Source organism: Streptomyces coeruleorubidus, from assembly GCF_028885415.1.
GTDB classification, from domain to species: Bacteria; Actinomycetota; Actinomycetes; order Streptomycetales; family Streptomycetaceae; genus Streptomyces; species Streptomyces coeruleorubidus_A.
In genome coordinates this window covers 735,099-760,884 of sequence record NZ_CP118527.1, presented here as the reverse complement: position 1 = coordinate 760,884, position 25,786 = coordinate 735,099, and the positions used below count along the sequence as shown (strand labels likewise).

The 25,786-nt window shown below is 69.8% G+C and carries 20 protein-coding genes and 7 pseudogenes; 15 read left to right on the top strand and 12 right to left on the bottom strand.

Annotation, left to right across the window (positions count from 1 at the left end):
• Positions 1-86: 86 nt before the first annotated feature.
• From tkt to PV963_RS03650, 3 genes and pseudogenes are all read left to right on the top strand, one after another.
• Positions 87-2,152: pseudogene (gene tkt / locus PV963_RS03660) on the top strand (transketolase); the annotation flags it as partial.
• Positions 2,153-2,182: 30 nt separating this feature from the next.
• Positions 2,183-3,319, top strand: a complete 1,137-nt coding sequence (tal, locus tag PV963_RS03655; RefSeq protein WP_274821925.1) for a transaldolase — start codon at positions 2,183-2,185, stop codon at positions 3,317-3,319.
• 255 nt (positions 3,320-3,574) lie between these two features.
• Entirely contained in the window at positions 3,575-3,703 is a 129-nt protein-coding gene (locus PV963_RS03650) for a hypothetical protein (RefSeq protein ID WP_274814098.1), read from the top strand.
• 375 nt (positions 3,704-4,078) lie between these two features.
• Here the strand turns inward: PV963_RS03650 and PV963_RS03645 are convergent, their stop codons facing one another.
• A complete protein-coding gene (locus PV963_RS03645; protein ID WP_274814097.1) occupies positions 4,079-5,281 on the bottom strand; it encodes a PP2C family protein-serine/threonine phosphatase in 1,203 nt (400 codons plus the stop codon).
• A gap of 205 nt (positions 5,282-5,486) precedes the next feature.
• On the opposite strand from PV963_RS03645, the gene PV963_RS03640 reads away from it, so the two are divergent.
• Together PV963_RS03640 and PV963_RS03635 are read left to right on the top strand one after the other, a co-directional pair.
• Positions 5,487-5,960 carry an ATP-binding protein gene (locus tag PV963_RS03640; protein ID WP_274814096.1) on the top strand — a complete coding sequence of 158 codons (474 nt, stop codon included), beginning with the start codon at positions 5,487-5,489 and terminating at the stop codon, positions 5,958-5,960.
• 587 nt (positions 5,961-6,547) lie between these two features.
• Positions 6,548-7,435, top strand: a complete 888-nt coding sequence (locus PV963_RS03635; RefSeq protein WP_274814095.1) for a universal stress protein — start codon at positions 6,548-6,550, stop codon at positions 7,433-7,435.
• Positions 7,436-7,578: 143 nt separating this feature from the next.
• Here PV963_RS03635 and PV963_RS43555 read toward each other — a convergent pair whose 3' ends face one another.
• The 4 genes from PV963_RS43555 to PV963_RS03615 are packed head-to-tail and all read right to left on the bottom strand — an operon-like array spanning position 7,579 to position 10,817.
• The gene (locus tag PV963_RS43555; protein ID WP_342456364.1) at positions 7,579-8,220 is read right to left on the bottom strand and encodes a DUF2231 domain-containing protein; all 642 of its coding nucleotides are present in this window, start codon (positions 8,218-8,220) and stop codon (positions 7,579-7,581) included.
• A gap of 17 nt (positions 8,221-8,237) precedes the next feature.
• Positions 8,238-9,005, bottom strand: coding sequence for an FAD:protein FMN transferase (locus PV963_RS03625; RefSeq protein ID WP_274814093.1), 768 nt, complete (start codon positions 9,003-9,005; stop codon positions 8,238-8,240).
• A complete protein-coding gene (locus PV963_RS03620; protein WP_274814092.1) occupies positions 8,998-9,441 on the bottom strand; it encodes an FMN-binding protein in 444 nt (147 codons plus the stop codon). Before PV963_RS03620 ends, PV963_RS03625 begins: the two co-directional genes overlap by 8 nt.
• An 11-nt stretch (positions 9,442-9,452) precedes the next feature.
• Positions 9,453-10,817 (bottom strand): ferredoxin reductase family protein, encoded by a 1,365-nt coding sequence (locus PV963_RS03615; protein WP_274814091.1) that lies wholly within the window; start codon positions 10,815-10,817, stop codon positions 9,453-9,455.
• 170 nt (positions 10,818-10,987) lie between these two features.
• On the opposite strand from PV963_RS03615, the gene PV963_RS03610 reads away from it, so the two are divergent.
• From PV963_RS03610 to PV963_RS03595, 4 genes and pseudogenes are all read left to right on the top strand, one after another.
• Positions 10,988-11,722 (top strand): response regulator transcription factor, encoded by a 735-nt coding sequence (locus PV963_RS03610; protein WP_274814090.1) that lies wholly within the window; start codon positions 10,988-10,990, stop codon positions 11,720-11,722.
• Complete coding sequence (locus PV963_RS03605; RefSeq protein WP_274814089.1) at positions 11,719-13,164, top strand: sensor histidine kinase; 1,446 nt, start codon at positions 11,719-11,721, stop codon at positions 13,162-13,164. Before PV963_RS03610 ends, PV963_RS03605 begins: the two co-directional genes overlap by 4 nt.
• A 34-nt stretch (positions 13,165-13,198) precedes the next feature.
• A pseudogene (locus PV963_RS03600) lies at positions 13,199-13,435 on the top strand (transcriptional regulator); the annotation flags it as partial.
• 849 nt (positions 13,436-14,284) lie between these two features.
• Positions 14,285-14,890: a trypsin-like serine peptidase gene (locus PV963_RS03595; RefSeq protein WP_274814088.1), complete on the top strand. Its 606-nt coding sequence runs from the start codon at positions 14,285-14,287 to the stop codon at positions 14,888-14,890.
• Positions 14,891-15,134: 244 nt separating this feature from the next.
• Here PV963_RS03595 and PV963_RS43925 read toward each other — a convergent pair whose 3' ends face one another.
• Complete coding sequence (locus PV963_RS43925) at positions 15,135-15,365, bottom strand: transglycosylase domain-containing protein (protein WP_425541011.1); 231 nt, start codon at positions 15,363-15,365, stop codon at positions 15,135-15,137.
• A gap of 51 nt (positions 15,366-15,416) precedes the next feature.
• Here PV963_RS43925 and PV963_RS03590 point away from each other — a divergent pair.
• Positions 15,417-16,196, top strand: a pseudogene (locus PV963_RS03590) (IS481 family transposase); the annotation flags it as partial.
• Between the two features lie 106 nt (positions 16,197-16,302).
• Here the strand turns inward: PV963_RS03590 and PV963_RS03585 are convergent.
• Positions 16,303-16,506: pseudogene (locus PV963_RS03585) on the bottom strand (transposase); the annotation flags it as partial.
• 278 nt (positions 16,507-16,784) lie between these two features.
• On the opposite strand from PV963_RS03585, the gene PV963_RS03580 reads away from it, so the two are divergent.
• A complete protein-coding gene (locus tag PV963_RS03580) occupies positions 16,785-17,756 on the top strand; it encodes an aldo/keto reductase (protein WP_274814087.1) in 972 nt (323 codons plus the stop codon).
• 767 nt (positions 17,757-18,523) lie between these two features.
• Here the strand turns inward: PV963_RS03580 and PV963_RS03575 are convergent.
• Positions 18,524-18,934, bottom strand: a complete 411-nt coding sequence (locus PV963_RS03575; RefSeq protein ID WP_274814086.1) for a glycosyltransferase family 39 protein — start codon at positions 18,932-18,934, stop codon at positions 18,524-18,526.
• 156 nt (positions 18,935-19,090) lie between these two features.
• On the bottom strand, positions 19,091-21,091 hold the full coding sequence (locus tag PV963_RS03570) for an RICIN domain-containing protein (RefSeq protein WP_274814085.1): 2,001 nt from the start codon (positions 21,089-21,091) through the stop codon (positions 19,091-19,093).
• 411 nt (positions 21,092-21,502) lie between these two features.
• Here PV963_RS03570 and PV963_RS03565 point away from each other — a divergent pair.
• A pseudogene (locus tag PV963_RS03565) lies at positions 21,503-21,716 on the top strand (response regulator); the annotation flags it as partial.
• Entirely contained in the window at positions 21,714-21,881 is a 168-nt protein-coding gene (locus tag PV963_RS03560; RefSeq protein WP_274822301.1) for a hypothetical protein, read from the top strand. The pseudogene PV963_RS03565 and the gene PV963_RS03560, both read left to right, overlap by 3 nt.
• 39 nt (positions 21,882-21,920) lie before the next feature.
• Here PV963_RS03560 and PV963_RS03555 read toward each other — a convergent pair whose 3' ends face one another.
• The gene (locus PV963_RS03555) at positions 21,921-22,121 is read right to left on the bottom strand and encodes an STAS domain-containing protein (protein WP_274814084.1); all 201 of its coding nucleotides are present in this window, start codon (positions 22,119-22,121) and stop codon (positions 21,921-21,923) included.
• A 5-nt stretch (positions 22,122-22,126) separates the two neighbouring features.
• Here PV963_RS03555 and PV963_RS03550 point away from each other — a divergent pair.
• Positions 22,127-22,384 (top strand): annotated as a pseudogene (locus tag PV963_RS03550) (ATP-binding protein); the annotation flags it as partial.
• Positions 22,385-22,489: 105 nt separating this feature from the next.
• Here the strand turns inward: PV963_RS03550 and PV963_RS03545 are convergent.
• Positions 22,490-22,621, bottom strand: coding sequence for a hypothetical protein (locus PV963_RS03545; RefSeq protein WP_274821924.1), 132 nt, complete (start codon positions 22,619-22,621; stop codon positions 22,490-22,492).
• Positions 22,622-22,852: 231 nt separating this feature from the next.
• Here PV963_RS03545 and PV963_RS43920 point away from each other — a divergent pair.
• Positions 22,853-22,999: pseudogene (locus tag PV963_RS43920) on the top strand (IS6 family transposase); the annotation flags it as partial.
• Between the two features lie 343 nt (positions 23,000-23,342).
• Here the strand turns inward: PV963_RS43920 and PV963_RS03540 are convergent.
• On the bottom strand, positions 23,343-25,775 hold the full coding sequence (locus PV963_RS03540) for a TIM-barrel domain-containing protein (protein WP_274814083.1): 2,433 nt from the start codon (positions 25,773-25,775) through the stop codon (positions 23,343-23,345).
• Positions 25,776-25,786: the final 11 nt, after the last annotated feature.

The following is a 25,786-nucleotide window of genomic DNA, read 5'->3' as shown; positions in this document are numbered from 1 at the left end:
CCGTCCCTCCCGTCCGGCCCCGGGGGGGGCTCCACCGCGCCGCCCCTTTTCGAATCCGGAGTTCACCCGTGCACCCGTCCCCGTCCGTGGACGCAGCCCACCTCCCGCCCGCCAGCCCCTTCACTTGGACCGAGTTGGACCAGCGGGCCGTCGACACCGCGCGTGTCCTGGCCGCCGATGCCGTACAGAAGGTCGGTAACGGCCATCCGGGTACGGCGATGAGCCTGGCACCTGCCGCCTACACCCTCTTCCAGAAGGTGATGCGGCACGACCCGGCGGACGCCGACTGGGTCGGGCGCGACCGTTTCGTGCTGTCCGCCGGCCACTCGTCCCTGACCCTCTACACCCAGCTGTACCTGGCCGGTTTCGGCCTGGAGCTGGACGACCTGAAGTCCTTCCGCACGTGGGGTTCGAAGACCCCCGGCCACCCGGAGTACGGGCACACGACCGGTGTGGAGACGACGACCGGCCCGCTCGGGCAGGGTGTCGCGAACGCGGTGGGCATGGCGATGGCCGCCCGCTACGAGCGTGGTCTGTTCGATCCGGAGGCCCCCGAGGGCGAGTCCCCCTTCGACCACTTCGTCTACTGCATCGCCGGTGACGGCTGCCTCCAGGAGGGCATCTCCGCCGAGGCGTCCTCGATGGCGGGTCACCAGAGGCTGGGCAACCTGATCCTGCTGTGGGACGACAACCACATCTCGATCGAGGGCGACACCGAGACGGCCGTGTCCGAGGACACCGTCAAGCGGTACGAGGCCTACGGCTGGCACGTGCAGCGGGTGGAGCCGCAGGAGAACGGCGACCTGGACCCGGCGGCGATCTTCGAGGCGATCCAGAAGGCCAAGGCCGTCACGGACAAGCCGTCGTTCATCGCGATGCGCTCGATCATCGCCTGGCCGGCCCCGAACGCGCAGAACACCGAGGCCGCGCACGGCTCGGCGCTGGGCGCGGAGGAGGTCGCGGCGACCAAGCGGGTGCTGGGCTTCGACCCGGAGCAGTCCTTCGAGGTCGCGGGCGAGGTCATCGAGCACACCCGCAAGGCGCTGGAGCGGGGCCAGGCGGCCCGTGCGGTGTGGGAGAAGGCGTACCAGCAGTGGCGGGACAACAACCCCGAGCGCGCCGCCGAGTACGACCGGATCGCGGGGGTGAGCTGCCCACCGGCTGGGAGGAGAAGATCCCGGTCTTCGAGGTGGGCAAGGGCGTGGCCACGCGTGCCGCCTCCGGCAAGGTCCTCCAGGCGCTCGGCGCGGTCGTGCCCGAGCTGTGGGGCGGTTCGGCCGACCTGGCCGGCTCCAACAACACCACGATCGACAAGACCAGCTCCTTCCTCCCGGGCGACAACCCGCTGCCGGAGGCGGACCCGTACGGCCGCACGATCCACTTCGGTATCCGCGAGCACGCGATGGCCGCCGAGATGAACGGCATCGCGCTGCACGGCAACACCCGGATCTACGGCGGCACGTTCCTGGTCTTCTCCGATTACATGCGCAACGCGGTGCGGCTGTCGGCGCTGATGCACCTGCCGGTGACGTACGTGTGGACGCACGACTCCATCGGTCTGGGCGAGGACGGCCCGACCCACCAGCCGGTCGAGCACCTCGCGTCGCTGCGTGCCATCCCGGGCCTGAACATCGTCCGGCCCGCCGACGCCAACGAGACGGCCATCGCCTGGCGCGAGATCCTCAGGCGGCACACCACCACCCCGGCCCCGCACGGTCTCGCACTCACCCGCCAGGGCGTACCGACGTACGAGCCCAACGAAGATACCGCCAAGGGCGGTTACGTCCGCTTCGAGGCCGAGGGCGGGCAGCCGCAGGTGGTGCTGATCGCCACTGGTTCGGAAGTACAACTGGCAGTGGCCGCCCGGGAGCAACTCCAGGCCGAAGGCATCCGGACTCGAGTCGTGTCCATGCCGTCGGTCGAGTGGTTCGAGGAACAGGACCAGGACTACCGGGACAACGTCCTGCCGCCGTCCGTCAAGGCTCGTGTCGCGGTGGAGGCCGGGGTCGGCCTGACGTGGCACAAGTACGTCGGGGACGCCGGCCGCATCGTTTCCCTGGAGCACTTCGGTGCTTCGGCCGACGGCAAGGTCCTTTTCCGTAAGTTCGGCTTCACTGCCGAGGCCGTGGCCGCCGCCGCGCGGGAAACCCTCACCGACCGCACAACAGAAGACACGCCCCCCATGAATGACGACTCGCTAAAACGTCTCACGGCGGAAGGCGTGGCGATCTGGCTGGACGACCTGTCCCGCAAGCGGCTCACGTCCGGCAACCTCGCCGAGCTGATCGACCGGCACCACGTCGTGGGCGTCACCACCAATCCCACGATCTTCCAGCAGGCGATCGGTGACGGTGGCGACTACGCCGACCAGCTCCACGACATGGCCCTGCGGGGTGTCACGGTCGCCGAGGCCGTCCGTTTGCTCACCGCGGCGGACGTGCGGGATGCCGCCGACGTCCTGCGCCCGGTCTTCGACACCACCGGCGGCCGGGACGGGTGGGTCTCCATCGAGGTGGACCCCCGGCTCGCACACGCCGCGGACGCGACGATCGCCGATGCCAGACATCTCGCCTGGTTGATCGACCGTCCCAACGTCCTGATCAAGATTCCGGCCACCAGGGCGGGGCTCCGGGCCATCACCGCGGTCATCGGTCTCGGGATCAGCGTCAACGTCACGCTGATCTTCTCGCTGGACCGCTACCGCGAGGTCATGGAGGCCTATCTCACGGGCCTGGAGAAGGCGCGCGACAAGGGCCTCGACCTCGACCGGATCCACTCGGTGGCGTCCTTCTTCGTCTCCCGTGTCGACACCGAGATCGACAAGCGGTTGGACGCCCTGGGCACCCCGGAGGCCAGGGCGCTGCGCGGCAGAGCCGCCCTCGCCAACGCCCGTCTCGCCTACCAGGCCTACGAGGAGGTCTTCGGCTCCGCCGACGGGGCGACGCCGCCCTCCCACCGCTGGAGCGCGCTGACAAGCGCCGGCGCCCACAGGCAGCGTCCGCTGTGGGCGTCCACCGGTGTGAAGGACAAGGCGTACAGGGACACGATGTACGTCACGGAGCTGGTGGCGCCCAACACGGTGAACACCATGCCGGAGGCCACCCTGAGAGCCGTCGCAGACCACAGCGCGATCACCGGCAACTCCATCACGGGCACCTACGAGCAGGCCCGCGCCGACCTCGACGCGGTCGAGAATCTGGGCATCTCTTACACCGCCGTCGTACAAGGGCTGGAGACGGAGGGCATCCACAAGTTCCAGCAGTCCTGGGACACCTTGCTGAGCGCCGTCCGCAGCGCACGGCCACGCCGTGGCCGGTGACGTCCCCTGGGCTTACATAAATCCTGGCCATGTTCAAGCGCTTGGACTTCCGCAGGGGCTGAGCCCCGGCAGCGAGCTTGACCGGGCGCGTGATCGGCCCTGCGGTGCTTGTGTACGCCGTTCCCGGGCCACGGAGACGCATGTCGTGGCGGATCAATCCCGGCAGGTTCTTCGTCTGCTGGTGGTGCATCACCTGGATGCCTCTGACCAGCGCACATACGGGCGTTGAAGAGAAGCGCCTGGGGTGACCCGCACATGGTCCGGATCTTGGCCTTGAGTTGGGCGGAGCGGCACAGCGCGGTCGGCACGGAACCAGTGAAGGTCACCGAGCCGGAGAAGGCCACCTCCGCCGAGAATGCCACGGCGAGCAACTGGCACCGCTGAGCAGCTGGGCGGTGCACACGCTGGTCGTGGTGTCAGCGAACTCCTCGGGGATGGCGTCGGCTTCGGCCGTGGGCACGTTCGGCAGCCGAAGGTCGTGCTGCGAGGGCACACGGGTGCCGCTCTCGAAGCGCGTGTGGCTCATGAGGGCCAGGCACCAAGATCACCTACCGCACATCATCATTTCGACAAAATGCGATCTTCTTGCAGGCGAATGACGCCTCCCGAAGCCTGTCCTCGGCCGGCACAAGCTATGGCGCCGCTTGCAATTCTTCCGGCTTCCTCCGGAAGTGTCACTCGGAGGAGTGAGTCGGCCAGACTGACCGGGCCGGGGTGGCGGCCTTCACCGCAGGACCCGTGACGTCCCCGCGGACTAGGTCAGGTATCGGTCCCGGAGTTCGCGCGGCGGCGTGCGGAATGGGGGCCGTGCCAGTCCAGGCACAGGACGGTGGCGTCGTCTTCCGGGTGGCCGTTGCAGGCGTCGGTGACTGTGGTGGCCAGATTTCGCGCGACCTCGCGCGGATGCTCGCCGGCGGTGTCACGGATGAGGCCGGGGAGGTCGACCTTCTGCGCTTGGCGTTCTTGCATGCCGTCGGTGTAGAGCACGAGGCGGTCAGCAGGGCGCAGGTCGAGGTTCTGCACGTTGAAGGGGCCCTTGTGCGCGGCGACGCCGAAGGGCAGGTTCACTGCGAGGCGCAGTTCGTCTACCGTGCCGTCGCGCAGTCGTAGGGGCCAGGGGTGGCCTGCGTTGACGAGCTGGGCGCCGGTCCCGTCCAGGGCGATGCGCAGCAGCTGGCCGGTGGCGAAGGTCCGTCTGCCGTGGTCGAGGAGGGCCTGGTGGGTCTGGCGGGCCTGTTCGGCGAGGTCGGTCCCGGCGCGGCGGGCGCCGCGGGAGGCATTGACCAGGAGGGTGGCCATGAGGGCGGCGTCGACGTCGTGGCCCATGGCGTCGGTGATGGACAGGTGCAGGGTGTCGTGGTCGATGGCGTAGTCGTAGGTGTCACCGGCGATGTCGGCGGCCGGGACGAGGGCGCCGGCGAGGGCGAACTCGGCGGCCTCGCACGAAGGGGCCGAGGGCAGGAGCTGGCGCTGGATCTCCGCGGCCAGACTGACCGAGGTGGTGCGGTTGCCCCAGTGGTAGAGGTCGGTGAACCGGCGGTCGGTGACGATGATGTACGCCAGCGCGTGCGCGGCCTCTTCCACTTGCTCCAGCACATCCTGTGTGACCTGGGGGAGGAGCAGCTCCAGGACACCGACGGCGTCGCCGCGGTTGGTGACGGGGGCGAGTACCCGCTGCCCGCGCTCGCCCTCCGGAGCCTGCACCAGTTCCTGGGCGCGCAGGACCTCGTCGTAGATGCTGTCGTCGAAGGGAACCTGTTCGGCGCGGCGCTCCTGTCGCGTAGCCGCCTCCTCGCTGACCCGCAGCAGGCGCTGGCCGACGACGTCGACGCACAGGAACGACACGTGTCGCGCGCCGAACCGGTCGCGCAGGTTGCGCGCCACGACATCGAGGGAGGCCACCGGTGCGGCGTCCTCCGCCGTTGCCAGCACCTCAGCCAGTTCGATCCGATCGCGTGCCACGTCAGCCTCCTTTTGGGTTGCCAACTCGTTTTCCCGCCGACGCGACAGGCACAGCATGGCTGTGACACATGCCTCAGCCCGTACGCGCCGGGACAGAGGAGGACCTCCAGAGACGTCACCCCTCTGACTGAGTCCCGGACGCCTGATGTGAAGGTTCGGGGGTAAACGGGTCGCAGCACGTTTGGGTACAGGGGGGTGGGCCGGCATGGAGCAGACGGCGGGCGGTGAGGGCGGGCAGTCTCTGGTGGAGAACCTCGTATCGGTTTCGGGGGCGTTCGAGGGCAGCGAGGACATCGCCGTCGCCCGCGATCTGGCCCGCAGCTTCCTCACCGATGTCCAGGCGGTGCACGGGCTGCCGGTGTCCGGGCGCGCGATGGGGATGGTGCAGCTCGTGGTCAGCGAGCTGGTGACCAACGCCCGCAAGTACGCCCCAGGCCCGTGCCTGCTGACGCTGGAAGTCAACGGCGGCGCGGTGGAGGTGACCGTGTGGGACAGCAACCCGACGCCGCCGGCGATCCTCCCGCCCGACCCGATGCGGATCGGCCAGCACGGGCTGGAGATCGTCATGGCGGTCGGCCAGAGTTTCGCAGTCCACCGCGAACCCGTGGGCAAACGGATCACCACGGCCATCGCGCTGGCCGACGGTCCGACCGGAGACGTCACCAGCCGACGGCTGTGACGGCTTTCGCCGTGCCTGAGCGCTTCGTCACGAAGTGCACCGTCGCCCAGGGCCTTGCCGCTGCCGATCTTGTAGCGGACCTTGGACGTGGTGTAGGTGCCGTTGTGGTTGCCGACGGAGTCGTGGCCTGAGTCACTTCTCATGCGCCGAAGGCCGGCTCTCGGCCTCGGCATCCAGAGGTGCCGTAGCGGGCATCGCCGGTGAGACGGACGGTGTCGTACTCGCCCTACAGGACGCCTCCGTCGGCACGACCTTATGGGCCGCCCGGACACACGTGCCCACAGGAGTCCGGTGGCAGGGCCTCCGGCCGACGCGTCGGGGTGACGGTGGTAGGCAGTTTCCAGCCCCCTCTCCGTGCTGCCTCGCGAGAGGTCTGCGCCCCGAGTGGCGCACCGCAGGACGAGCAGCCGGCACACAGGGGCGTAGCGCGGATCATCGGCTGCTGTCGCTCCGGGCGAGGGCCCGGAGGACGCTGGAGAAGAAGACGAAAACGGCAGGCGAGCGCCCCACCTGCACCGGGCTCCTGTGCGACGGTGCACCGGGGGCGCGCGCCGGGCAGCGGGCGCCCCCGATGAAAGAAGCAGGCCATGAACGGGCCGGTGGTAGTGGGAGTGGACGGTTCACCGTCAGCTCTTGCAGCGGTGGACGAGGCAGCCCTGGAGGCGTCACTGCGAGGCGTGGAATTGCGCGTGGTGCATGCCTTTCTGTGGCCCGCCATGCACGCACCGCCCGGTTCGTCACCGCTGGGACCTTTGACCGGCGCCCTGCACGAATCGGTCGAACGGATCGTGGCGGACGCCGTGGAACGCGCGCGGAGCCAGGCCGAGGGCCTGCACGTCGCCCACGCCGTGATCGCCGGTGAGGCATCGACGGTCTTGCAAGCACAGTCGCGCACGGCACAGCTCGTCGTGGTCGGCCACCGAGGCTCCGAGGGCATCACCGGGCTGCTCGCCGGTTCCACCGCCGTACATCTGAGCGCGCACGCCCGCTGCCCGGTGATGGTCGTCCGAGGACGCCCGGACCCGGCCGGTCCGGTACTGGTGGCGGTCGACGGCTCCCCACAAGGGCAGCCCGCCATCGCCTTCGCCTTCTCCGAGGCCGCCTTGCGGGGCACAGACCTGGTCGCGCTCCACGTCTGGAGCACCTGGACCGATCACGGCGAGCACGCTCTGGGCCACCCAGTGGAGCTGGTGGAGCTGGTGGGCGACGTGGGCCGGCTCCAGCAGGTGGAGGAGCGGGTGCTTGCCGAGGCCATCTCAGGAGGCCGCGACCAGTACCCGGGTGTAACCGTACGGCCCCGTCTGGTCCGCGGGCGCACCCGCCCGGCCCTGATCGAAGCGAGCGCGGATGCCCAACTGATGGTGGTCGGCGCACGCGGGCACGGCGGATTTACGGGCCTACTCCTGGGGTCCGTCAGCCAGGCCGCCCTCCATCACGCCCACTGCCCGGTCACTGTGGTGCGCTCCGACCTCTGACCGCCTCACCGGCGGGGCTGTTGCTGCACCCCTCGACCAGCACGCCTGCCCTCAGTAAGGGTCGAAACGGCAACGACCCACCAAGCTGTGCGTTGCTCCGACAAGCAAGACGCCGCCGCGATCTGGAAAAAGGCAGGTACGTTTCAGTCACGGTCTTGGTGGGCGGTGGCGGAGTAGCCGTCGTGCCAGGCGGCTTTGGCGCCGGAGTCCCCGATTCGGTAGACCTGTATGCCCGCGCCCACGCCGATGAGGAGCGACAGCACGGCGGCGGCGACGCGCAGCGGAAGGTGCACCGCTGCCGCGCCCCTGCCGGTGGATTCCACCGCATCGGGGGTGCGGGCGGCGGCGCGGCGGTACGTCCACCACACGGCGGTGGCCAGCAGGAACAGGGCCACCGTCCAGGGGAGCAGTTGGTCACCGAGTTCGGCGTGCTTACGCACCAGGGCGTTGCTGTCAACGTGTCGTTCCAGCCACTCGCCGGCGTCTGTCGTCAGTGGCACGCTCACCAGGGATACCAGGGCGAGGATCGGCAGTGCGAGGCCGAACCTGCGCATTATTGACGGCCAGAAGGCGCACAGGACCAGACAGAGCCCGGTGAGGGGCACCAGGACCACGACGGCGTGTACGAACAGGACGTGTGCGGGGAGGCCGTTGATGAGATGGGGTCCCACAGGGGGCTCCTTCGGGGTTGGCGTTGAGGGCTGGAGGGGAGTTCGGCTTGACGGCTCGGCGGACGCGGTGTGGAGCCGCGGCCGCGAAGGGGCGGCGCTCGCTCCGTACGGCATGTGGTCCGTAACCCGACTCATGATCCATAGAGGTTGAATCCGGACGTGCGCCATGCCTGGCTGTCGGGCTTGAGGGCGAGCGCCTCGTATCCCTGCAGCGAGTCGAGCCAGTCCCGGGAGCTGTCGCCTCTGGCGAACGCGGCGGTGGCGTAGGCGTCCGTCATGGTCAGCCGGGGGCCGGTGACGGTGATGGAGGTGAGCTCCGTGGCGGGTGTGCCGTGGTGGGGGTTGAGGATGTGGGCGCCGCGTTCGGCGGTTCCTGAGGTGGCGATGGCCAGGTCCTCCTCGGCGGTGATGACCGTGGCGAGCTCGCCGGGGCGCAGCGGGTGGGCGATGCCGATGCGCCACGGGGCGCCGGGGGCCGCCTGACCGCGTAGCTGGAGGTCGCCGCCGCCGTTGACGCATGTGTTGCGGGCGCCGGCTTCGTACAGCAGCTGGGATGCGGTTTCGGTGGCCCAGCCCTTGACGAGGCCGGAGGGGTCGAGAGTGCCGTCGGGGGTGATGCTGAACCAGCCGTCGCTGGCGTGTGTGGCGTGGGCGCACAGCGACAGCACTTCGTGGACCTCGGGCGGGCAGTCGGCGAGGCGGATGTCGCCGCGGCTGAGCCGGCTGATGGCGCTGTCGGGTCGGTAGGTGGAGAACACGGTGTCCACGGTGTGCAGGGCGCGGACGGCGTGGGCGAGGGCGCGGTGGATGGCCGGGGTGGGCTGGTCGCGGATGTCGAAGGAGAAGACGGTGCCCATCACGTGTTCGACGTGGTGCAGGCGGCGTGCGGTGTCAGGCATGGGCCTGGTCCAGTGCGCTCTGCAGGGACTGGATGTAGCCCTGGCTGGTGTAGCTGGCGCCGGAGACGGCGTCGATGTGGGCGCTCTGAGCGCCTAGCGCTTCCTGGGCCAGTCGGGGCAGGGCGTAGGAGGCGATCTGATGGTCCCGGCCGTTCTGGTCCGGTGCCTGGAGCACCCGGACGGCGGTGAGCTTGCCGTGGGTGAGGGTGGCGGCCACCTGCACGGTCCCGTACTGGGTGTCGATGGGATCTCCGGTGAACGTGCCCGTCCCGCTCGCCTTGCCCGAGGGGGTACTGCCCGGGGTGTGGGGCGAGGAGGATGCCAGGGGGGAACGTGGCGGGACACCGGCCAGGGCGGGGGACTGGTGCGGTTTGAGAGCGAGCAGCGTGACGATCAGGGCGCTGATCCCGGTGGTGGCCAGGAGGGCTCGGCGCATGGCGGTTCTCCTTAGAACGCGAACGACTCGTGGTGGATGCGCCGGCCCGGCACGCCCGCTTCCTGCAGGGCACGTATCGCGGCCTCGGCCATGCCAGGCGGGCCGCAGAGGTACACGTCGTGCGCGGCCAGGTCCGGCACCAGGCTGCTCAGGCCCTCGGCGGTGAGCGGCGATGAGTACCCGGTCGGCTCGTCGACGATGTAGTGGACGGCGGCGTGGCGGTGGGCGGCTATCGCGTCGATCTCGCTGCGCAGGGCGAGGTCCTCGGCGCGGCGGGCCCGGTAGATGAGCGTGACCTGTCCCGGGAGCGTCTCGAACAGTGTCCGCAGGGGGGTGATGCCGACGCCGCCGCCCAGGAGCAGGACCTTGGGGGCGGTGCGGCGGTGCGCGGTGAAGCCGCCGTAGGGGCCCTCGGCCCATACGCGGGTGCCGGGAGCCAGCCGGGCGAGCGCGGCGCTGTGCCCGCCGGCCGCCTTGACCGTGATCCGCAGCCGACCGGGGTGGGCGGGGACGGAAAGTGAGTAGGGGTTGGCGGTCCACCACAGCCCGCGAGTAAGGAAGCGCCAGCGCAGGAACTGGCCCGGCTCACCCCCCAACTCGTCAAGGTGCTCGCCGCTGAGGTGGACGGAGACCACGCCCGGCGCCTCGGGATGCACCGCGGTGACCCGCAAACGGTGGCGCAGCCCGCGCCGTACGGGGACGGCGAACCGGTACCAGGCCACCAGCGCGGCGACGCCGAGGAAGAGCGTGTACCAGGCCGCCTGGGCGAGTCGGTTGCCGACGAAGTCCGCGCCGTTGGAGAGCTGGTGCCCGAAGGTGAGGAAGATGGCGAGGTAGGTGGCGAAGTGCAGGTAGTGCCAGGTCTCGTAGCTCATCTTCCGGCGCACCGCGCGGGCCGAGAGAACGCCGGTGGCGAGGAACAGCAGAAAGCCGGCGGTGCCCTTGAGGAGATCGGGGTAGTGCAGAACGAGCGTGGAGGTCTGGCTGACCACGTTCGTGTGGGAGGTCAGGGAGTAGCCCCAGATGATCAGCAGGGTGTGGGCGAGGGCGAGCGAGATGGTGCAGCGGCCGCCCAGGGCGTGCCAGCGGGCGAGGCGGTCGGTGCCCACGCTGTGGTCCAGGAGCGGGATGCGGGCCATCAGCGCCAGCAGGACCGCGCACGCGTAGCCGGCCAGGAGGCCGGTGATGCGCCCAGCGCCGGTGAGCCAGCCCGCCGGGCCGATCACGGAGGTCGTGTCGCTCCACCACAGGGCCAGCACCCCGGCGGCACCGGTCCAGATCACCAGCTGCGCCAGGAACGGCACGATGTTGCGGCGCGGCCGCCGGTGACGCATGCCGCGGCTCGCACAGGTGGTGGACGTGAACGTGGTGGTCATGAGGCTCCTTCCGGAAGAGCACGCTCCGGCGATGGGCGGCCAGCCTCACGGCCCAACCTCTGCGTACCTTCTGAAACAGCCTCCGACAGCCCGCCTCAGCGGCGATTCAGAGGAAACTCAGAGGTCCCGCCCCTCACGGCGGCGCCGGGGTGGGGGATGCTGGACCGACCATGGACGAGCGCCGAACGAAATCTCTCCTGCACCGACCCGACGGGGCACCGGTGCGGGTCCTGGTCGTCGACGACGAACCCGACGTCACCGAGGTGCTGGCCGGCGTGCTCACCGGCGAGGGCTGGCAGGTGCGGACGGCCGCCGACGGGGCCGGCGCGCTCGCGACGGCCCGTGACTTCCGGCCCGACGCGGTGGTCCTGGACTGGATGCTGCCCGACCTCGACGGCCTGCAGGTCCTGCGCGAACTGCGGCGCGAGGCGCCCAGCGTGTGCGTGCTGTTCCTGACCGCCCGCGACGCGGTCGAGGACCGCATCGCAGGCATCACCGCGGGCGGCGACGACTACGTCACCAAGCCTTTCAGCCTGGAAGAGGTCCTGGCCCGGCTGCGCGGACTGCTGCGCAGGGCCGGCATGGCCACCGAGCCGGGTGAGAACTGGCTGACGGTCGGCGACCTCACCATGGACGAGGAAGCCCGCGAAGTCCGCCGCGCGGGGACGGTCGTCGACCTGTCTCGCACCGAGTTCGAACTCCTGCGGTTCCTCATGCGCAACCCCCGCAGGGTGTTGTCCAAGGACCAGATCCTCGACCGGGTCTGGGCCTACGACTTCGGCGGCCGCGCCCACATCGTCGAGCTCTACATCAGCTACCTGCGCAAAAAGATCGACGCCGGACGCACCCCGATGATCCACACGGTGCGCGGTGTCGGTTACGTCCTCAAGCCGGAGTCGTCGTGAGACGCCTTGCGCCCCGCACCCTGCGCAGCCAGCTCACCGCCGGGCTCGTCGCCCTCCTGGCTGTCGCGTGTCTCACCGTCGGTGTCACTACCGTCCTCGCGCTGAGAGGGTTCCTCATGGGGCGTCTGGACGAGCAGCTCACCGCGTCCGGCGGCCGGTTCGCCGCCAGTCTGGAACACGAAGCCACACCCGACGCCGACAACCGCCCCGATACCCGCGGGCAGTCCGAGGCGACCTTCGGTGCCCGCCTCCTTGCCGGCGCCGTCACCCAGGCCGCCGTGGTCGACGACGCCACCGACCGCCCCGTCCAGCTCACCCAAGGCGATCGCCGCGCACTGGCAGACGTCCCCGTCGACGGGCGCGGACACAGCATCCGCCTCGCCACGCTCGGGCCCTACCGCCTCACGGCCGTACAGGGCGACGACCACGACATCCTGATCACCGGTCTGCCCCTGCACCCCGTAGAAGACACACTCCACCGCCTCGAAGCCGTCGAGGCCGCCGTGTTCGGCGCAGCCCTCGCAGCCACCGGCATCGCGGGCGCCCTGTGGGTACGGATCTCCCTGCGCCCCCTCCAAAGGGTCACCGCACAGGCCGCCGGCGTCGCCAGGCTGCCGCTCGCCAGCGGCGAAGTCGCCATGCCACAGCCCCTGCCCGACACCGACCCACGCACCGAAGTCGGCCAGGTCGGCACCGCACTCAACCACATGCTCGGCCACATCGAGGACGCCCTCACCCGGCGCCAGACCAGCGAGGAAAGACTCCGCGCCAGCGAGGAAAGACTCCGGCACTTCGCCGCCGACGCCAGCCACGAACTACGCACCCCCGTCGCCAACATCCGCGGCCACGCCGAACTCGCCCTGCGCCACCACAGCCCCGTCCCCGCCGAAGTCCACCACGCCCTGGAACGCATCGACGCCGAATCACACCGTATGACCCGCCTCGTCGACGACCTGCTCCTCCTCGCCCGCCTCGACGCCGGACGCCCCCTCGAACACCACACGGTCGACCTCACCCGGCTCGTCCTGAACGCCACCGAGGACGCCCGCGCCGCAGGCCCCCAACACCGCTGGCTCCTCGACCTCCCCGAAGAACCCGTCACCGTCACCGGCGACGCACACCGCCTCCAGCAGGCCATCGGCAATCTCCTGGCCAACGCCCGCACCCACACCCCACCCGGCACCGAAGTGACCATCTCTCTCACCGCGGACACCACCAACACCTGCGTGACCGTGAGCGACAAGGGACCGGGCATTCCCGAAGAACTCCAGCCCGAAGTCTTCGAACGCTTCGTCCGCGCCGACCGCGCCCGCTCACGCAGCACCGGAAGCACAGGTCTCGGCCTCGCCATCGTCCACGCCGTCATCACCGCCCACGGCGGAACCGTCGACGTCACCAGCAGCCCCGGGCACACCACCTTCCGCCTGCTGCTCCGCAACTGACATGCCTCCGGCCCACCCGCCGCCCCTGTACGGTCAGCGGCTGGTGGCGGAACTGCGCGCGGACAGTGCCCGGTTCGCCGCGCTGCGGGATTCCGGTGCCGTCGGCCATCATGAGGCCGCGCGCAAGACCATCGATCATCCGCAGGTAGGGTCCCTGACGCTGGACTGCGACGTGCTCACCATGGCCGGCAGCGACCTGCGCATCATGATCTACACGGTTGAGCCTGGCACCGAGTACGCCGAACGTCTCGCGCTGCTCAGTGTTGACGGCGATCGCGGTCAGAACGTGCTGGACGTGAGTCTTGGCCAGGCCCGTGGTAGCGGCACCGGCGCATCCGGTGACCCCGGGCGAGCTCGATCACAGTGCGTCCCACAGACGTCCCACAAGATCCGCGGCTACGGTGCGCGCGACCGGGTCCGAACAGGGGGCTCCGCGCCTCCCTGAGGAGAGGTGACTCCATGATGAAATCAAAGCTGCCCGCTTCCGGTCCGACGACACAGCGCCGGGCCGGAAGCGGACGGTGAGCCGGCGCCGCCAGCCCGGGCGCCACAAGCACACCCGCAGGCGCCACCCAGCAGGTCGGAAACGGGCTCCCGGCCACTGCCCGCCACACCACCCGATCGGGACCCCGGTTCGACGGACATTCCTCAAGATCGGAAAGACAACAGCTACTCAATCATCCGCTTCTCAGCCCTATGTCATCCCACAGTCTTCGAACGCCGTGATATTGGAACGGGGGCGACGGCGCCCGGACAGGGCACGCCAGAGCGGGGAATCGAGCGTGGGCGCATGACGACCGGCGGGACACGACACCATCCCAAGCACCGCGCGGCGCGATCCCGAGCCTGGATGGTAACGATCCTCATGGCGTCCACGCTGCTGTGCATAGGTGGTGCCGCGACGGCCCAGAGCGTCCTGAAGCCCCTGGCCCGTGGCGTCGTCGCGTCAACCAGTGCGCCACAGCAGGCTGCCGGGACGCGGCAGCAACCAGTGACGCCGTCCCCGTCCCCGACCGTGTCTGCGTCCCCGTCCCCCACCGCGTCTGCGTCGGAGTCTCCCTCCCCGTCCACCACGCCCGGCGTTTCCCACTCGCTGCCCGCATCCCAGGTGGCCCCACAGGTGGGTGCGGTCTTCGGCAGCAGTGGCATGAGCGGGTCGCACTTCTGCACGGCCAGCGTGGTCGACAGTGCCCGGGGGGACCTGATTCTGAGCGCCGCTCACTGCATGGACTCCACGTCAGATGTATTCGTTCCGGCATATCACGACGGCATCGCCCCCTACGGGGTGTGGCACCTCGATCGCATCGTCGTGGATCAACAGTGGTCTGCCGACTCCGATCCGGACGACGACGTGGCGTTCGGCATAGTGGCACCGTCGGACGGCCGTACCATCCAGTCCGTCGTCGGGGGCGACGAACTGGGCATTGACCAGGGCACGAGCAACCCTGTCACCATCGTCGGCTACCCGCAGACATCGCAGGCGCCGCTGACCTGTACCAACCGCATCTCCTCCTTCAGCAGCACCCAGTTGGAGATCGGCTGCACCGGATTCACCGGCGGCACCAGCGGCAGCCCCTGGGTCGCCGGAGGCATTCCTGGCACGGTCATCGGAGTCCTCGGCGGCTACGAGACGGGCGGGGACACTCCCGACATCTCCTACAGCGTGGCCTTCGGCCCAAGCGTTGAGAACCTCTATCAAGAGGCTGCGTCGGATCGGACTGACTGAACGTCCGCGCCGCTGAGCTTGACGTTTAGAAGCTGTTGCCTCAGGTCAGCAGTCTGTGGGCGGGAAGGGGAGCCGGGCCGTGGTTCCCCTTCCCGTGCAGCCTCAGCGCCGTACGAGTTCGATCCGGTACGTCCGTGTCCGCGACCCGTCCTCACTGGTCGGGAGGGTTTCCTCGGCCGTGCAGTTGAACGGGACAGGCTTCGGCGCGATGTCAGGGCCAAGAACAACTGAGGAGCGCTCGCTCTCAGGCGACGCCCAGGGGTGTGTCGTCGAAGGCCCTGACCTGACGTGCGGTCAGGTCACCGACAGCCTCCAGGCGAACCAGCACCTCGGCGCGGCGCTGCCTGGCCAGGTCGGGGTTGTGGAGGGGATCGTAGGCGGAGGGCGCCTGGACGAGACCGGCAAGGAGGGCGGCCTGAGGCCAGTCCAGGTGAGCGGGACTCGTCTTGAAGTACCCGTGTGCGGCCGCGTCCAGACCGTAGTATCCATGCCCGAAATAGGCGGTGGACAGCCTTCGCCCACGCCGGTGGCGGCGGCCTGGCCGATGGCTGAAGGAGAGGTCGGTGCGATCGAGGTGGAGCGGGTGGTGCCTGCCTCAGGGAACCTGAGCCTGCGCGGGCAGCAGATCTGGTTCGGCCCGGCCCTGGCCGGCACCACGGTGACCCTGCGGATCGACGTCAACCGGCTGCACGTCCTCATCGCAGGCGCACGGCACAAGACCCTGCCCTCGAAGCTGTCCGGCCGGGACCTCAAAGCCCTGCTGGCCGGCGGAGACGCCCGACCCGCCGGTCCCCGGGGGGACGACCCCGGCCCGGCGCAGACCACAGACGGCGTGGTCGAAGTGGACCGCACCGTCAGCGCCGTCGGCTACGTCGGCCTGGGCGGCGACAAGATCCTGATCGGATGGCCGTTCGCGGGGCAACGGGTCACCCTCAGGCTCGACGGCCGGGTCCTGCAGGTCCTGGACGAGCGGCGTGTCCTGCAAGCCACCCTGCCCAGCCCCCTGCCGCCCTCAGCCTGCGGACGCCTCCAAGGCGGTCGTCCGGCCGGGCCGCCTCCCCAGCTGCCACCGCCCGCCGAGCAGATCGCCGAGCGGACGGTCAGCAGCGTCGGCGGCTTCATGGTCGCAGGACAACGCATCCAGCTCGGCCGCGGCTATGCCCACCAAGTCGTCACCGCCCACCTGGACGAGAAGACGATCCGGGTCTTCCACAGCCAAGAGCTGATCACCACCGTCCCGCGTGTCACCAGGAAGGAGGTGGTCGTCCACAAGTCCGGTGAACACAACCGTCGGAAGATCGTCTAGGGAAGACGTCAAGCATCACCCGATGCCAACCCGTCAACCATCAACTGAGACTCGACACTCTCCCGTTTAGGACTTGTCGTGAAGCGGGTACCGGCGGCAGATCGGTGCGGGCACCGGCCGCATGCTGATGCGCGCGGACGGTGGTGGAGTCCACCGAGATGTCCCAGTCGATTTCACCCGCGGCGTCGGCCGAGGCCTGGACCTGCTGGAGCAGACGTTCCCAGGTGCCGTCGCCCGACCACAGCCGGTGGCGTTCGTAGACGGTCTTCCATGGGCCGAACCGCTCGGGCAGGTCGCGCCACTGCACTCCGGGCGGCCACTGCGGGAAGTCGGGTGAGAGCCGTGCCGGGGATGAGGCATCGGACATCGAACCCCAAGCCTTCGTACCGCCGTCGCATGCGGCGCTCGACGACCGCGTCGGCATGACGTCGGACTCGCCGACGCGGTACGAGCGAAAGTTTCAGTGATCCTCCGCAGGTGGTGACTGAAGCCCACCGTCTGTACGGTCGTGAAGGCAAGTCGTGACATTGAGTGGCACACGCAGAGCGGACCTCGCCGTGGACCGTCAGCAAGGGGCCTGAACAGCACATGCGTTATCGGGAACTCGGCCGCACCGGACTGACCGTGTCCGAGATCGGCTACGGCGCCTGGGGACTGGGCCAGGGGGCCTGGGTCGGCGCCGACGACGACTCCGGCGTCCGTGCCCTGCACCGTGCCCTCGACCTGGGCGTCAACTTCATCGACACCGCGAGGGCGTACGACCGCAGCGAGCGCGTCGTCGGCCGTGCGCTCAGGGAACTCCCGGGTGGCGGTGACGGCGTGTACGTGGCGACCAAGGTCGGGCCGAAGGTCCCGGTCTCCCTGGCGCCCAGCGGCCTCGACCCCATGGAGGCGTTCCCCGGTTCGCACATCCGCGAGAGCCTGGAGACCAGCCTCCGCGAGCTCGGCCGCGACCACGTCGACCTCCTTCAGCTGCACACCTGGGAGGACGAGTGGACCGGGCGCGGTGACTGGCTGGAGACAGTGGACGCCCTCAAACAGGAGGGAAAGATCAGGTTCTTCGGGATCTCCGTCAAGGACCACCAGCCCGAGAACGTGCTCACGGTGCTGCGTACCGGGGTGCTGGACGCGGTCCAGGTCATCTACAACGTCTTCGAGCAGTCCCCGTCCGACGCCCTGCTGCCGGCCTGCGCGGAGCACAGCCTGGGTGTGATCGGGCGGGTCGCCCTCGACGAGGGGGCCCTGACGGGCATGATCCGCACGGGGGACACCTTCCCCGAAGGCGACTGGCGCAACTGGTACTTCAGGGACGACCGGCCCGCCCAGGTCGAACAGCGCGTGGACGCGATCCTTGCGGACTTGGGGATCGGCGTCGATCAACTCCCCTCCACCGCGCTGCGGTTCGCGCTCGCCGGGCAGGCGGTCTCCACGGTCATCGTCGGGATGCGGTCACTGACCAACGTGGAACGCAATGCCGCGGTCGCGGAGGCACCACCGCTGACCGGCGAGGAGCTCGCGCTGCTGGCCAAGCACCGCTGGCAGAAGAACTTCTACAGCTGATCCGCTTGATCCATTCCTCCGCTCTCCTGGCCGGGGCACGGGACGTCGTCGCGATGTCCGAGTGCGCGCCCGTGGCGTCGCGGACAGCGACGATCCGTCGGAAGGCCCGCATGCGGTGGGCGATGTCCTGGGCGGGCAAGCTCGGTGCCGGACAGCGTGTCCGAGGACACGGCGTCCTGTGCCAGCGCGAGGTCGGTGAGCACCCGGGTGTCCTGAGGGCGTGCTTGTGTCCAGACGCGGTGGCGGCCCGACAGGTAGATCAGACCGTCGCCGGGGCGGGCGGACTGCCGTACCGAGCGGCCGATGGCGATCACGTCGTCGTGGCGGCTCTGCGGTGTCCGCAGGTTGCATGCTCACCGGCACCAGGGACGCCAGTACCGCGACCACCACCGCCCACGGGGCCCATCCCGTCGGCGGCCGGCGGAAGGCGTGATCGATGCCGACGCCCAGCAGCAACGTGAAACCGATGGTGCTGTAGAGGACGTACCGGTCGACGAACAGGGGCTTGATGGGCGCGAGCAGGAGAAGGAGCAGACCGGGCAGGATCAGGATCGGCAGCGCCAGCGCTGCCAGGCTGATGGGCCCGCGCCCGGTCACGGGGCTTCGCGCGCACCAGACGCCCACCACCGCCATGGCCAGCAGGCCCAGCAACTGCGCCGGGTCGGGCCAGGTGATCCAGGCGACCTGTCCGGACTGCCCCGCACTGAGCGCCGCGAGCGGCAGTATCCCCGCCGCGGCGCCCCAGGCCGCCACCGTCCACGCCCGCATCACACGGCGAGGGACCCGGAGACGAGCAGGGTCACGCCGTGGGCGGCCACGGCCAGGATCGCGAACTCGTGGAGCAGGCCGGCGAGCAGCATGGCAAGGCCGTAAGCGCACCACCGCCCTCGGGAGCGGCGGGCGACGGTGCGGACGAGCAGGTAGGTGGGCCAGGTGACCAGAGCGCACACCATGGCGTACGAGCGGCCCTCCTGCGTGTACAGCTGACTCTGAGGGGTCAGGGGGAAGACGAGACCGGCCGGCAGTCCGAAACGAGGACCGGCGAGACGATGGCCCAGGAGTCCGACGCCGGCTGCGGCCAAGGACATCGCCACCACGGATGGCAGGCGCAACGTCAGCAGCTCACCGCCGAACAGCCTGAACAGCCCGTGCATCAGGGTGTAGTAGAGCGCGTGCACCCAGGCTTTGGAACCTCCAAGCCCTCGCTCAGCGCCCGTTGACCCGCGGACCGGTGGCCATCGGCTTCGGAACGACAGATCCCGGCAACCGGAGGTTCGGCTGCCGGGATCGGGTTCGTGGTCGGCACGGTGACGTCACACCGTGGCGGCGTCAGGTCAGGTAAGGGTCCACTTCTGGTTGTTCTGGCCGTTGCAGGTCCACAGGATCAGCTTGGTGCCGTTGGCGGTTGCCGCTTCGGAGGCGTCCAGGCAGAGGCCGGAGAGGTTGTTGGTGATGGTGCCGTCGGAGTTGACGGTCCACTTCTGGTTGGTGCCGCCTGCGCAGTCCCAGATGATGACCTTGGTGCCGTTGGTGGTGCCGTTGTTGTCGGCGTCGAGGCACTTGTTGCCGTAGACGACGAGTTCACCGCGCGAGGTCCGGGTGAAGGTCTGGTTTCGTCCGCCGGAGCAGTCCCAGATCTGTGCCTGGGTGGCGTTGACGTAGGTGTTCTTGTCGATGTCCACGCAGCGCCCCGAGGCGGCGCCGACGAGGGCGGCGCCGTCGGTGCCGGGGATGGCCTGAACGCGAAGGGCGTCGATGTCGGGGGCGGTGCTGCCGGAGACCGTGGCGAAGCGGACGGTGTTCGCTCCCTTGGCCAGGTGGGCGAGCACGGAGACGGTGCGGTAGGTGGTGGCCGAGCCGGTCGGCGGGAAGGACACGACGTACTTGTACTGGCCGCCCACCTGGATGGTGGCCTTGCGGGCGGTGCTGCCGCCGTTGGCGTAGGTGATGTCGACGAGCTTGGTGCCCGCCGTGGAGGCGGTGACGTTGCCGAACGTCGGGGTGGTGGCGGTGGTGGTGTCCTCGTACGTCGAGCCGGAGGCCTCGGTGCCGGAGACGGTCAGCAGGACCGCGTCGTTCGCGGGGACGGAGGTGGTGTAGCCGGTGGTGAACGATCCGGCGTCGGTACGGGTCCAGGCGTTGCGTACGCGGGCGGAGGCCGAGGTGAGGCCGAGGTCGGCCCAGCGGACGGTGATGTTCGCGGCTGAGCTGGTGCGGTTGAACAGCATCACCGCGCGCTTGCCCGTGCCGGAGAGGACCTTGCCGTACACCTGGAGGTTCCGGGTGTCCTCGGCGACCTTGACGCCCTGCAGGCCGCGCGGGTCCTGGTTGATGGCGAGGACCTCGGGGTTGGTGAGGATGTCGCGGGTCTCGGTGGTCATCGTGGCCACGTTGTTGCCGGCCAGCAGCGGGGCGCCGGCGATCGACCACAGGCTCATGTGCAGCCGGTTGCGTTGGGCGGTCATACCGCTCAGGCCGACCATCAGCATGTCGGGGTCGTTGTAGTAGCCGGTGTGCTGGGCCGCGGGCTGGAGGGCCTCGTCGAAGTTGCGGTACATCTTCGTCAGGCCCGGGGTCTCCTTGTACAGGAGCACGTCGTGGCTGGTGCGCCACAGGTCGCCGTAGCCCGTCGCCCAATTCCAGGACAGTCCGGTGCCCCACTCGCAGAAGGACAGCACCAGCTTGCGGCCGGTGACGGCGGTCGCGGCCTGGTTCGCGGCGGCGATCTGCTTGTACTGGGTCTCCTGGTCCAGGCCCTCGACCCGGCCGCCGCACCAGTCGATCTTGACGTAGTCGAAGCCCCAGCGCTGGAAGGTCTCCAGGTCCTGCTGGTAGTGGCCCTCCATACCGGTGTTGGGCGCGGCGGGCCGGGTGGTGGGGTAGTAGTAGCCGCAGCCCTGCTTGCCCGCGTCGGTGTAGATACCGGCCTTCAGACCCTTGCTGTGGATGTAGTCGGCGATCGCCTTCATGCCACCCGGCCACAGGGTCTCGTCGACGACGATGTTGCCGTTCGCGTCGCGCTGACCCTGCCACCAGCCGTCGTCGAGGTTGACGTACTTGTAGCCGGCCGCCGCCATGCCGGAGGAGACCAGGGCATCGGCCTGCTGCTTGATCACGTTGTGATCGATGCTGCTGAAAAAGCTGTTCCAGGACGCCCAGCCCATCGGCGGCGGCGTGACGCCGATCTGGCTGGTGCTCACAGCGGCCGGTTCGACGGCCAGGGGCGCCGACGGCTCCTGCCGGTCCAGGCTCGCCAGACCGGCGACGACGAGCCCGACGGCGAGGACCCGTGCGGTGATGCGTCTTGTCCATCTTCGTGCAGCAGTGTGGGACATGCGGCTCTCCAGGGGGAGGGAAGGGGAGAAGAACGTGATCTTTCCAGGACGCTGGCCCGGGGCCATCATGAGGCTCTGCGGCACACGCCTGCGGCCACCGCAGCTCTGTCCGATCTACCGGACGGAGCTCGGTGAATCGATCAGAAGGTAGGGGTGCGGCAAACGGCAGGTCAATGATTTTGTCGTTTCCTGTTGGATTTCGTGCGGCGGCTCAGCTGGAGGCGTCTGCGCCCCGTGGCGACGCCGACGATCCGGCTCAGCTCCGTGCCCCTCAATCGGCCGTTCGGACGAAATTCCGCGTGATCTCCGCCCCGACCGCAGTGGTACGGCGATACCGCCGCAGCCACGCCTCCGCCGCCCTGTGGTCGGGCCGCACGGGTTCGTCAGGTGACCAGGACAGGAGAAATGGGCATGACCATCCGGGTGGTCGTCGTGGACGACCAGGACATGGTGCGCTCGGGGTTCGCCGCGCTGCTGTCCGCGCAGAGCGACATCGACGTCGTGGGGGGGGGAGGCGCCCAACGGCCGGCTGGGCGTCGAGATCAGCCGCAGTACACACCCCGGTGTCCTCATCTCGGTCTGCCAGATCCCGCGTACTGCGGGGTTCGAGGTGCTGCGTGAGGTGTCGCAGCACACCAACGTCAAGCTGCACGCCATCGCGCAGTCCGTCATCGACTGGGCGCTTGGCCGCCCGCTGCACTCCCGGGTGGGCGATGAGCTGGAGGCAGCCGTGTCACGGCACAGCACCGGGCAGGGTGGAGAGGGGCAGGCAGAGGCGCCGGGGAGCTGAGCGGATGCGGCGGCGTCGACGGCTCGGTGGTCACGTGCTTCAGGTGGTCAGTGCCTGCTCGACAGTGGCGTGGCAGGCGACGACGGTGTCCAGGGCGACGAGCTGAACGACCCGCATCACAGGTTCCCGGACCGCGGCCAAACGCAGCCACCCGTCTGCGGCGCTGACACGTTGATGGACGTGGATGAAGACGTTGATGCCGCTGGAGTCGACGAATGCCACGCCGGTGAGGTTCGCCACGATCCCTCAGTGAGCTGGTCACCAACGCCCGCAAGTACGCCCCCGGACCCGTCCTCGTGGAGCTGCGGATCATCGACGCCTTGGTGGAAGTCGTCGTATGGGACAGCGACCCCACCGTGCCTACGGCCTGCGACGCCGACCCCGATCGCGTAGGCCAGCACGGCCAGGAGATCGTCAAGGCCATCGCCCAGCACCTCAACGTCCAGCGGGAGCCGGTCGGTAAACGCATCGCCGCCCGCATCGCCCTGACCGACACGCCCAACGCCGACGCCACCGCTCGCGCTCTGGCACAGCAGTCGGTCGCGTCGGCGTGCAGCGGCGACGCAGCGCCTAGCGATCCTGTCAACTACTGGAGAGGCTCCAGTAGTTCAAACAGGTTGTGCAGTTCGAGACGCCTGCCCGCTTTGACTTCTCCATTGAGACTCCTCGCGGGTGACGATCCGGTCGAGCTCGGCGAACAGCTCGACCTTGACCTTCTCGTCCTCCAAGGCCGCCTCCACCACCAGGCCCCGGTCAGCGAGATCCGTGAGATCACCCGCGACGCCGCCATGGTGCGGACCCTTGAAGGGGCGGGCCTGCACAAGGGCCGGATGCCCGTCATCGGCAGTCACGAGCGGACGAGGAACTAACTCATCCTCCACTTCTGTGGAAGCGGTTGGTACCTGGTCCGGGCGAAGTCTTCCGGGAGTGATCGGACGATGCCTTCATGCCGGCAAAGGTGGCCCCGCGAGGCGATCGCGGGCAGCGTCGCCGCGGACCGGCCGCGTCGTCGGGCAGATCGAGGGCTCCCCGCATCCGACCATCGAGCCGAGATGACCGTCCGCTTCGCGATCTGGGAGCAGATCACCGGCGTCGCCGGCCTGCCCACCGCGCCGTGATCACACAGTCGGAACCCGACTTCACCACGCCCCGGCACGCCGCCAGACACTTCCACACCCAACAACGTGACAACGCCCTTCAGGGACGTCTCCCGGTCCGCCGGAACCGTCGACGAGTCCCGGCCGGCCCCGGCTCAGCAGTCCCTCCCGGAAGAACCGCCGCACCGCCGTCACGACACCGGCACTCCGTCTTGCCGCTGTGCCCACCCCCTGTGCTCGAAGGGCACAACCTGGAAGGGGGGTTGGCCGGCCGTCACGCCGTGGCCGTCGACACTCGCTCGCCTCCGTTGCGTATGCAGGTCTTCCGTATGCGGGTCTGAAGAGCCCTCGATCGCATCCGGTGTCACCATTCGCCTCCGGGCCACAGGCCCACCTCGGTCGGTACGCCGTCCACCTCGGCCGTCAGGGCCCCGTGGGGAAAGCCCGGGAGGGCGACGCGCAGCCGCGGGCGGCCGGGGCCCTCCGTGCGGAGGGTCAGGCGGTCGTCGCCGGACAGGCGGGCGGTGATGACGGTCCGGTGGCCGTCCTCGTCGCACAGGACAGCCCGGGCCGTACGGGAGGGCTCGGCCTGGGGGCGGACCCAGACGGCGGTCACCTCCGGGAACGGGGCGCTGCCCGCGCGGTCGGCCGGAGCGGTGGTCAGCAACAGGCTGCCGGCCCGTAGCCAGAGCGGGGCGGTCGCGAGCGGGAGCTCCACCCGATGCCAGGCCGGACCGGTGACCGGTTCGCCGGCCGGTGCGTTGCCCGGCTCGCCGCTCTTTCTCGCGCCCGGTTCGCCTCCCCGCCCCGCGTGCTGCTCTCCGGTCGGCTTTCCGGGCTGTTCTCCACTCGCGTACGGCAGCCACTCACCGGGCGGGAACCAGACCTGCCGTCGTCCGCCCGGCGCGTACAGCGGGGCGACCAGCAGGTCGGGGCCCAGCAGGTACTGGAGGTCGGCGGCATGGGCGTCGGGGCGGTCCGGATGGTCCAGGGCCATGGGGCGGGCCAGCGGCTCGCCGGTGCGTACGGACTCCACCGCGGCCGCGTGGAGGTGGGGCAGCAGACTCATCCGCAGGCGGGCCGCGTGCAGCACCGCCGCACACGCCTCCTCGCCGAAGTCCCAGGGCAGTCGGGAGGTCATGCCGTGGAAGCGGCTGAGCGGTGACAGCAGACCGAACTGGGCCCAGCGTACGAAGAGTTCGGCGTCCGGTGTGCCGTGGAAGCCGCCGATGTCGTGGCTCCAGAAGGGGTGGCCGGAGAGGGAGAGGGAGAGGCCGGCGCGGAGGGTGGCGGCGAGATCCGGCCAGTCGGCGTTGGGGTCGCCGGTCCACTTGGCGCCGTGGCGCTGGCCGCCGGTCCAGGTGGAGCGGCCCCAGGTCAGGCCGTGGTCCGCGGTGACCTCTCGGGTGACCTCGGCGACCAGGTCGTTGTAGAGGAGGGGGTAGAGGTTGTGCAGGCGGTCGCCGGTCATGCCGTTGTGGGCGACGGCGTCGGCGGGGACCGCCTCGCCGAAGTCGGTCTTGAGGACGCACGCCCCGCCGGCCATGGCCTGGCGGATGCGGTCCCGGAACCAGGCGACCGCACCGGGATGGGTGAGGTCCAGCAGGGCCGTGTCCGGATGCGCCCCGCCCCAGACCTGCCCGACCCATGTGGAGCCGGAGGCGGTACGCAGGAACCAGCCGTTGCGGTTCGCCTCCGCGTAGTGGGCACTGTCCACGCCGATGTGCGGGTTCATCCAGAGTGAGACGTGGAAGCCCTCCCCGGCCAGTGCCTCCACCAGCCCCCGGGGGTCGGGGAACGCCTCCGTGTCCCAGCTCATGTCGGACCAGGAGCCGTGCGGCTGCCAGTACGTGTCGATGTGCAGGACGTCGCAGGGGAAGCGGTGTTCGCGGATCCGGCGGGCGCGCGCACGGACGTCGGCCGCGCTGTCCTGGCGGAAGCCGCCGGAGATCCAGGGTCCGAAGGCCCATCTGGGAGGCAGCAGGGCGGGGGCGGTCAGGTCGCGGTAGGCGGCCAGGCATTCGGCGGGAGTGCCGCTGATCAGGCAGTAGTCGAGCACCTCGTCGGGGACGGTCATGGACCAGGCGCCGGTGTTGCTGTGCGCGAGGTCGAAGGTCGCCGCGGTCGTGGTGTCGACCAGGACGGCATAGCCACGGCTGGAGAGCAGGAACGGGACCGCTTTGTAGGAGCGGGTGCCGGTGGAGCCGAGGGCGTCCTGGCCCCAGCACTCGACCCGCTGGCCGCGCAGGTCCGGGCCGGTGAAGCGTTCACCGAGGCCGTAGAAATGCTCGTCGGGTTCGGCGGTCCAGCTGTCGTGGTGGGCGAGGCTGCCGTCCGTGAGTTCGGTGACACCGAGCGGGAGAACGGTCAGGCGGCCGTTGGGGTCTCGTACGTCGGTGACCTGGCGCAGTGACCGGCCGTGGCGGTCGGTCAGTTCCATCGAGAACGGGGACAGGCGCACCTCCACGCTCAGGGCCCCGAGCCGCACGGTCACCGCGTTCGGGGGCTGTTCGATGGTGCATCTGCCGTCGTGTGGCGCGGTGACGAGGGATGCCCGCGGCGCGGTCGGGACGTCGTCCATGCGCAGGGTGACGCGTACGGCCGTGCCCGTCGCGAGCCGCAGCCGGAGTGTGCCGGTGCGTCCGGCGGCGGTGCGTACGTCCAGGGTCGCGCCGCCGGCGCCTGCGCGGGCGACGGAGGCGCTGACGACCGGGTCGAGTGCGCCCGGCCCGGCGGGGACCAGGGGCGGCGGCGGGGCGACGTACGCCGTGTGGTCACGGGGATGCAGTGAGGACATGGCTTTCCCGG

Coding starts and splice junctions, on each gene's coding strand:
- PV963_RS43555 (WP_342456364.1), bottom strand. CDS start 8,220: ATGCCGTACGGAGCGAGCGCCGCCCCTTCGCGGCCGCGGCTCCACACC.
- PV963_RS03570 (WP_274814085.1), bottom strand. CDS start 21,091: ATGTCCCACACTGCTGCACGAAGATGGACAAGACGCATCACCGCACGG.
- PV963_RS03620 (WP_274814092.1), bottom strand. CDS start 9,441: ATGCGCCGAGCCCTCCTGGCCACCACCGGGATCAGCGCCCTGATCGTC.
- PV963_RS03540 (WP_274814083.1), bottom strand. CDS start 25,775: ATGTCCTCACTGCATCCCCGTGACCACACGGCGTACGTCGCCCCGCCG.
- PV963_RS03615 (WP_274814091.1), bottom strand. CDS start 10,817: ATGACCACCACGTTCACGTCCACCACCTGTGCGAGCCGCGGCATGCGT.
- PV963_RS03635 (WP_274814095.1), top strand. CDS start 6,548: ATGAACGGGCCGGTGGTAGTGGGAGTGGACGGTTCACCGTCAGCTCTT.
- tal (WP_274821925.1), top strand. CDS start 2,183: ATGAATGACGACTCGCTAAAACGTCTCACGGCGGAAGGCGTGGCGATC.
- PV963_RS03580 (WP_274814087.1), top strand. CDS start 16,785: ATGCGTTATCGGGAACTCGGCCGCACCGGACTGACCGTGTCCGAGATC.
- PV963_RS03625 (WP_274814093.1), bottom strand. CDS start 9,005: ATGCCTGACACCGCACGCCGCCTGCACCACGTCGAACACGTGATGGGC.
- PV963_RS03640 (WP_274814096.1), top strand. CDS start 5,487: ATGGAGCAGACGGCGGGCGGTGAGGGCGGGCAGTCTCTGGTGGAGAAC.
- PV963_RS03650 (WP_274814098.1), top strand. CDS start 3,575: ATGGTCCGGATCTTGGCCTTGAGTTGGGCGGAGCGGCACAGCGCGGTC.
- PV963_RS03610 (WP_274814090.1), top strand. CDS start 10,988: ATGGACGAGCGCCGAACGAAATCTCTCCTGCACCGACCCGACGGGGCA.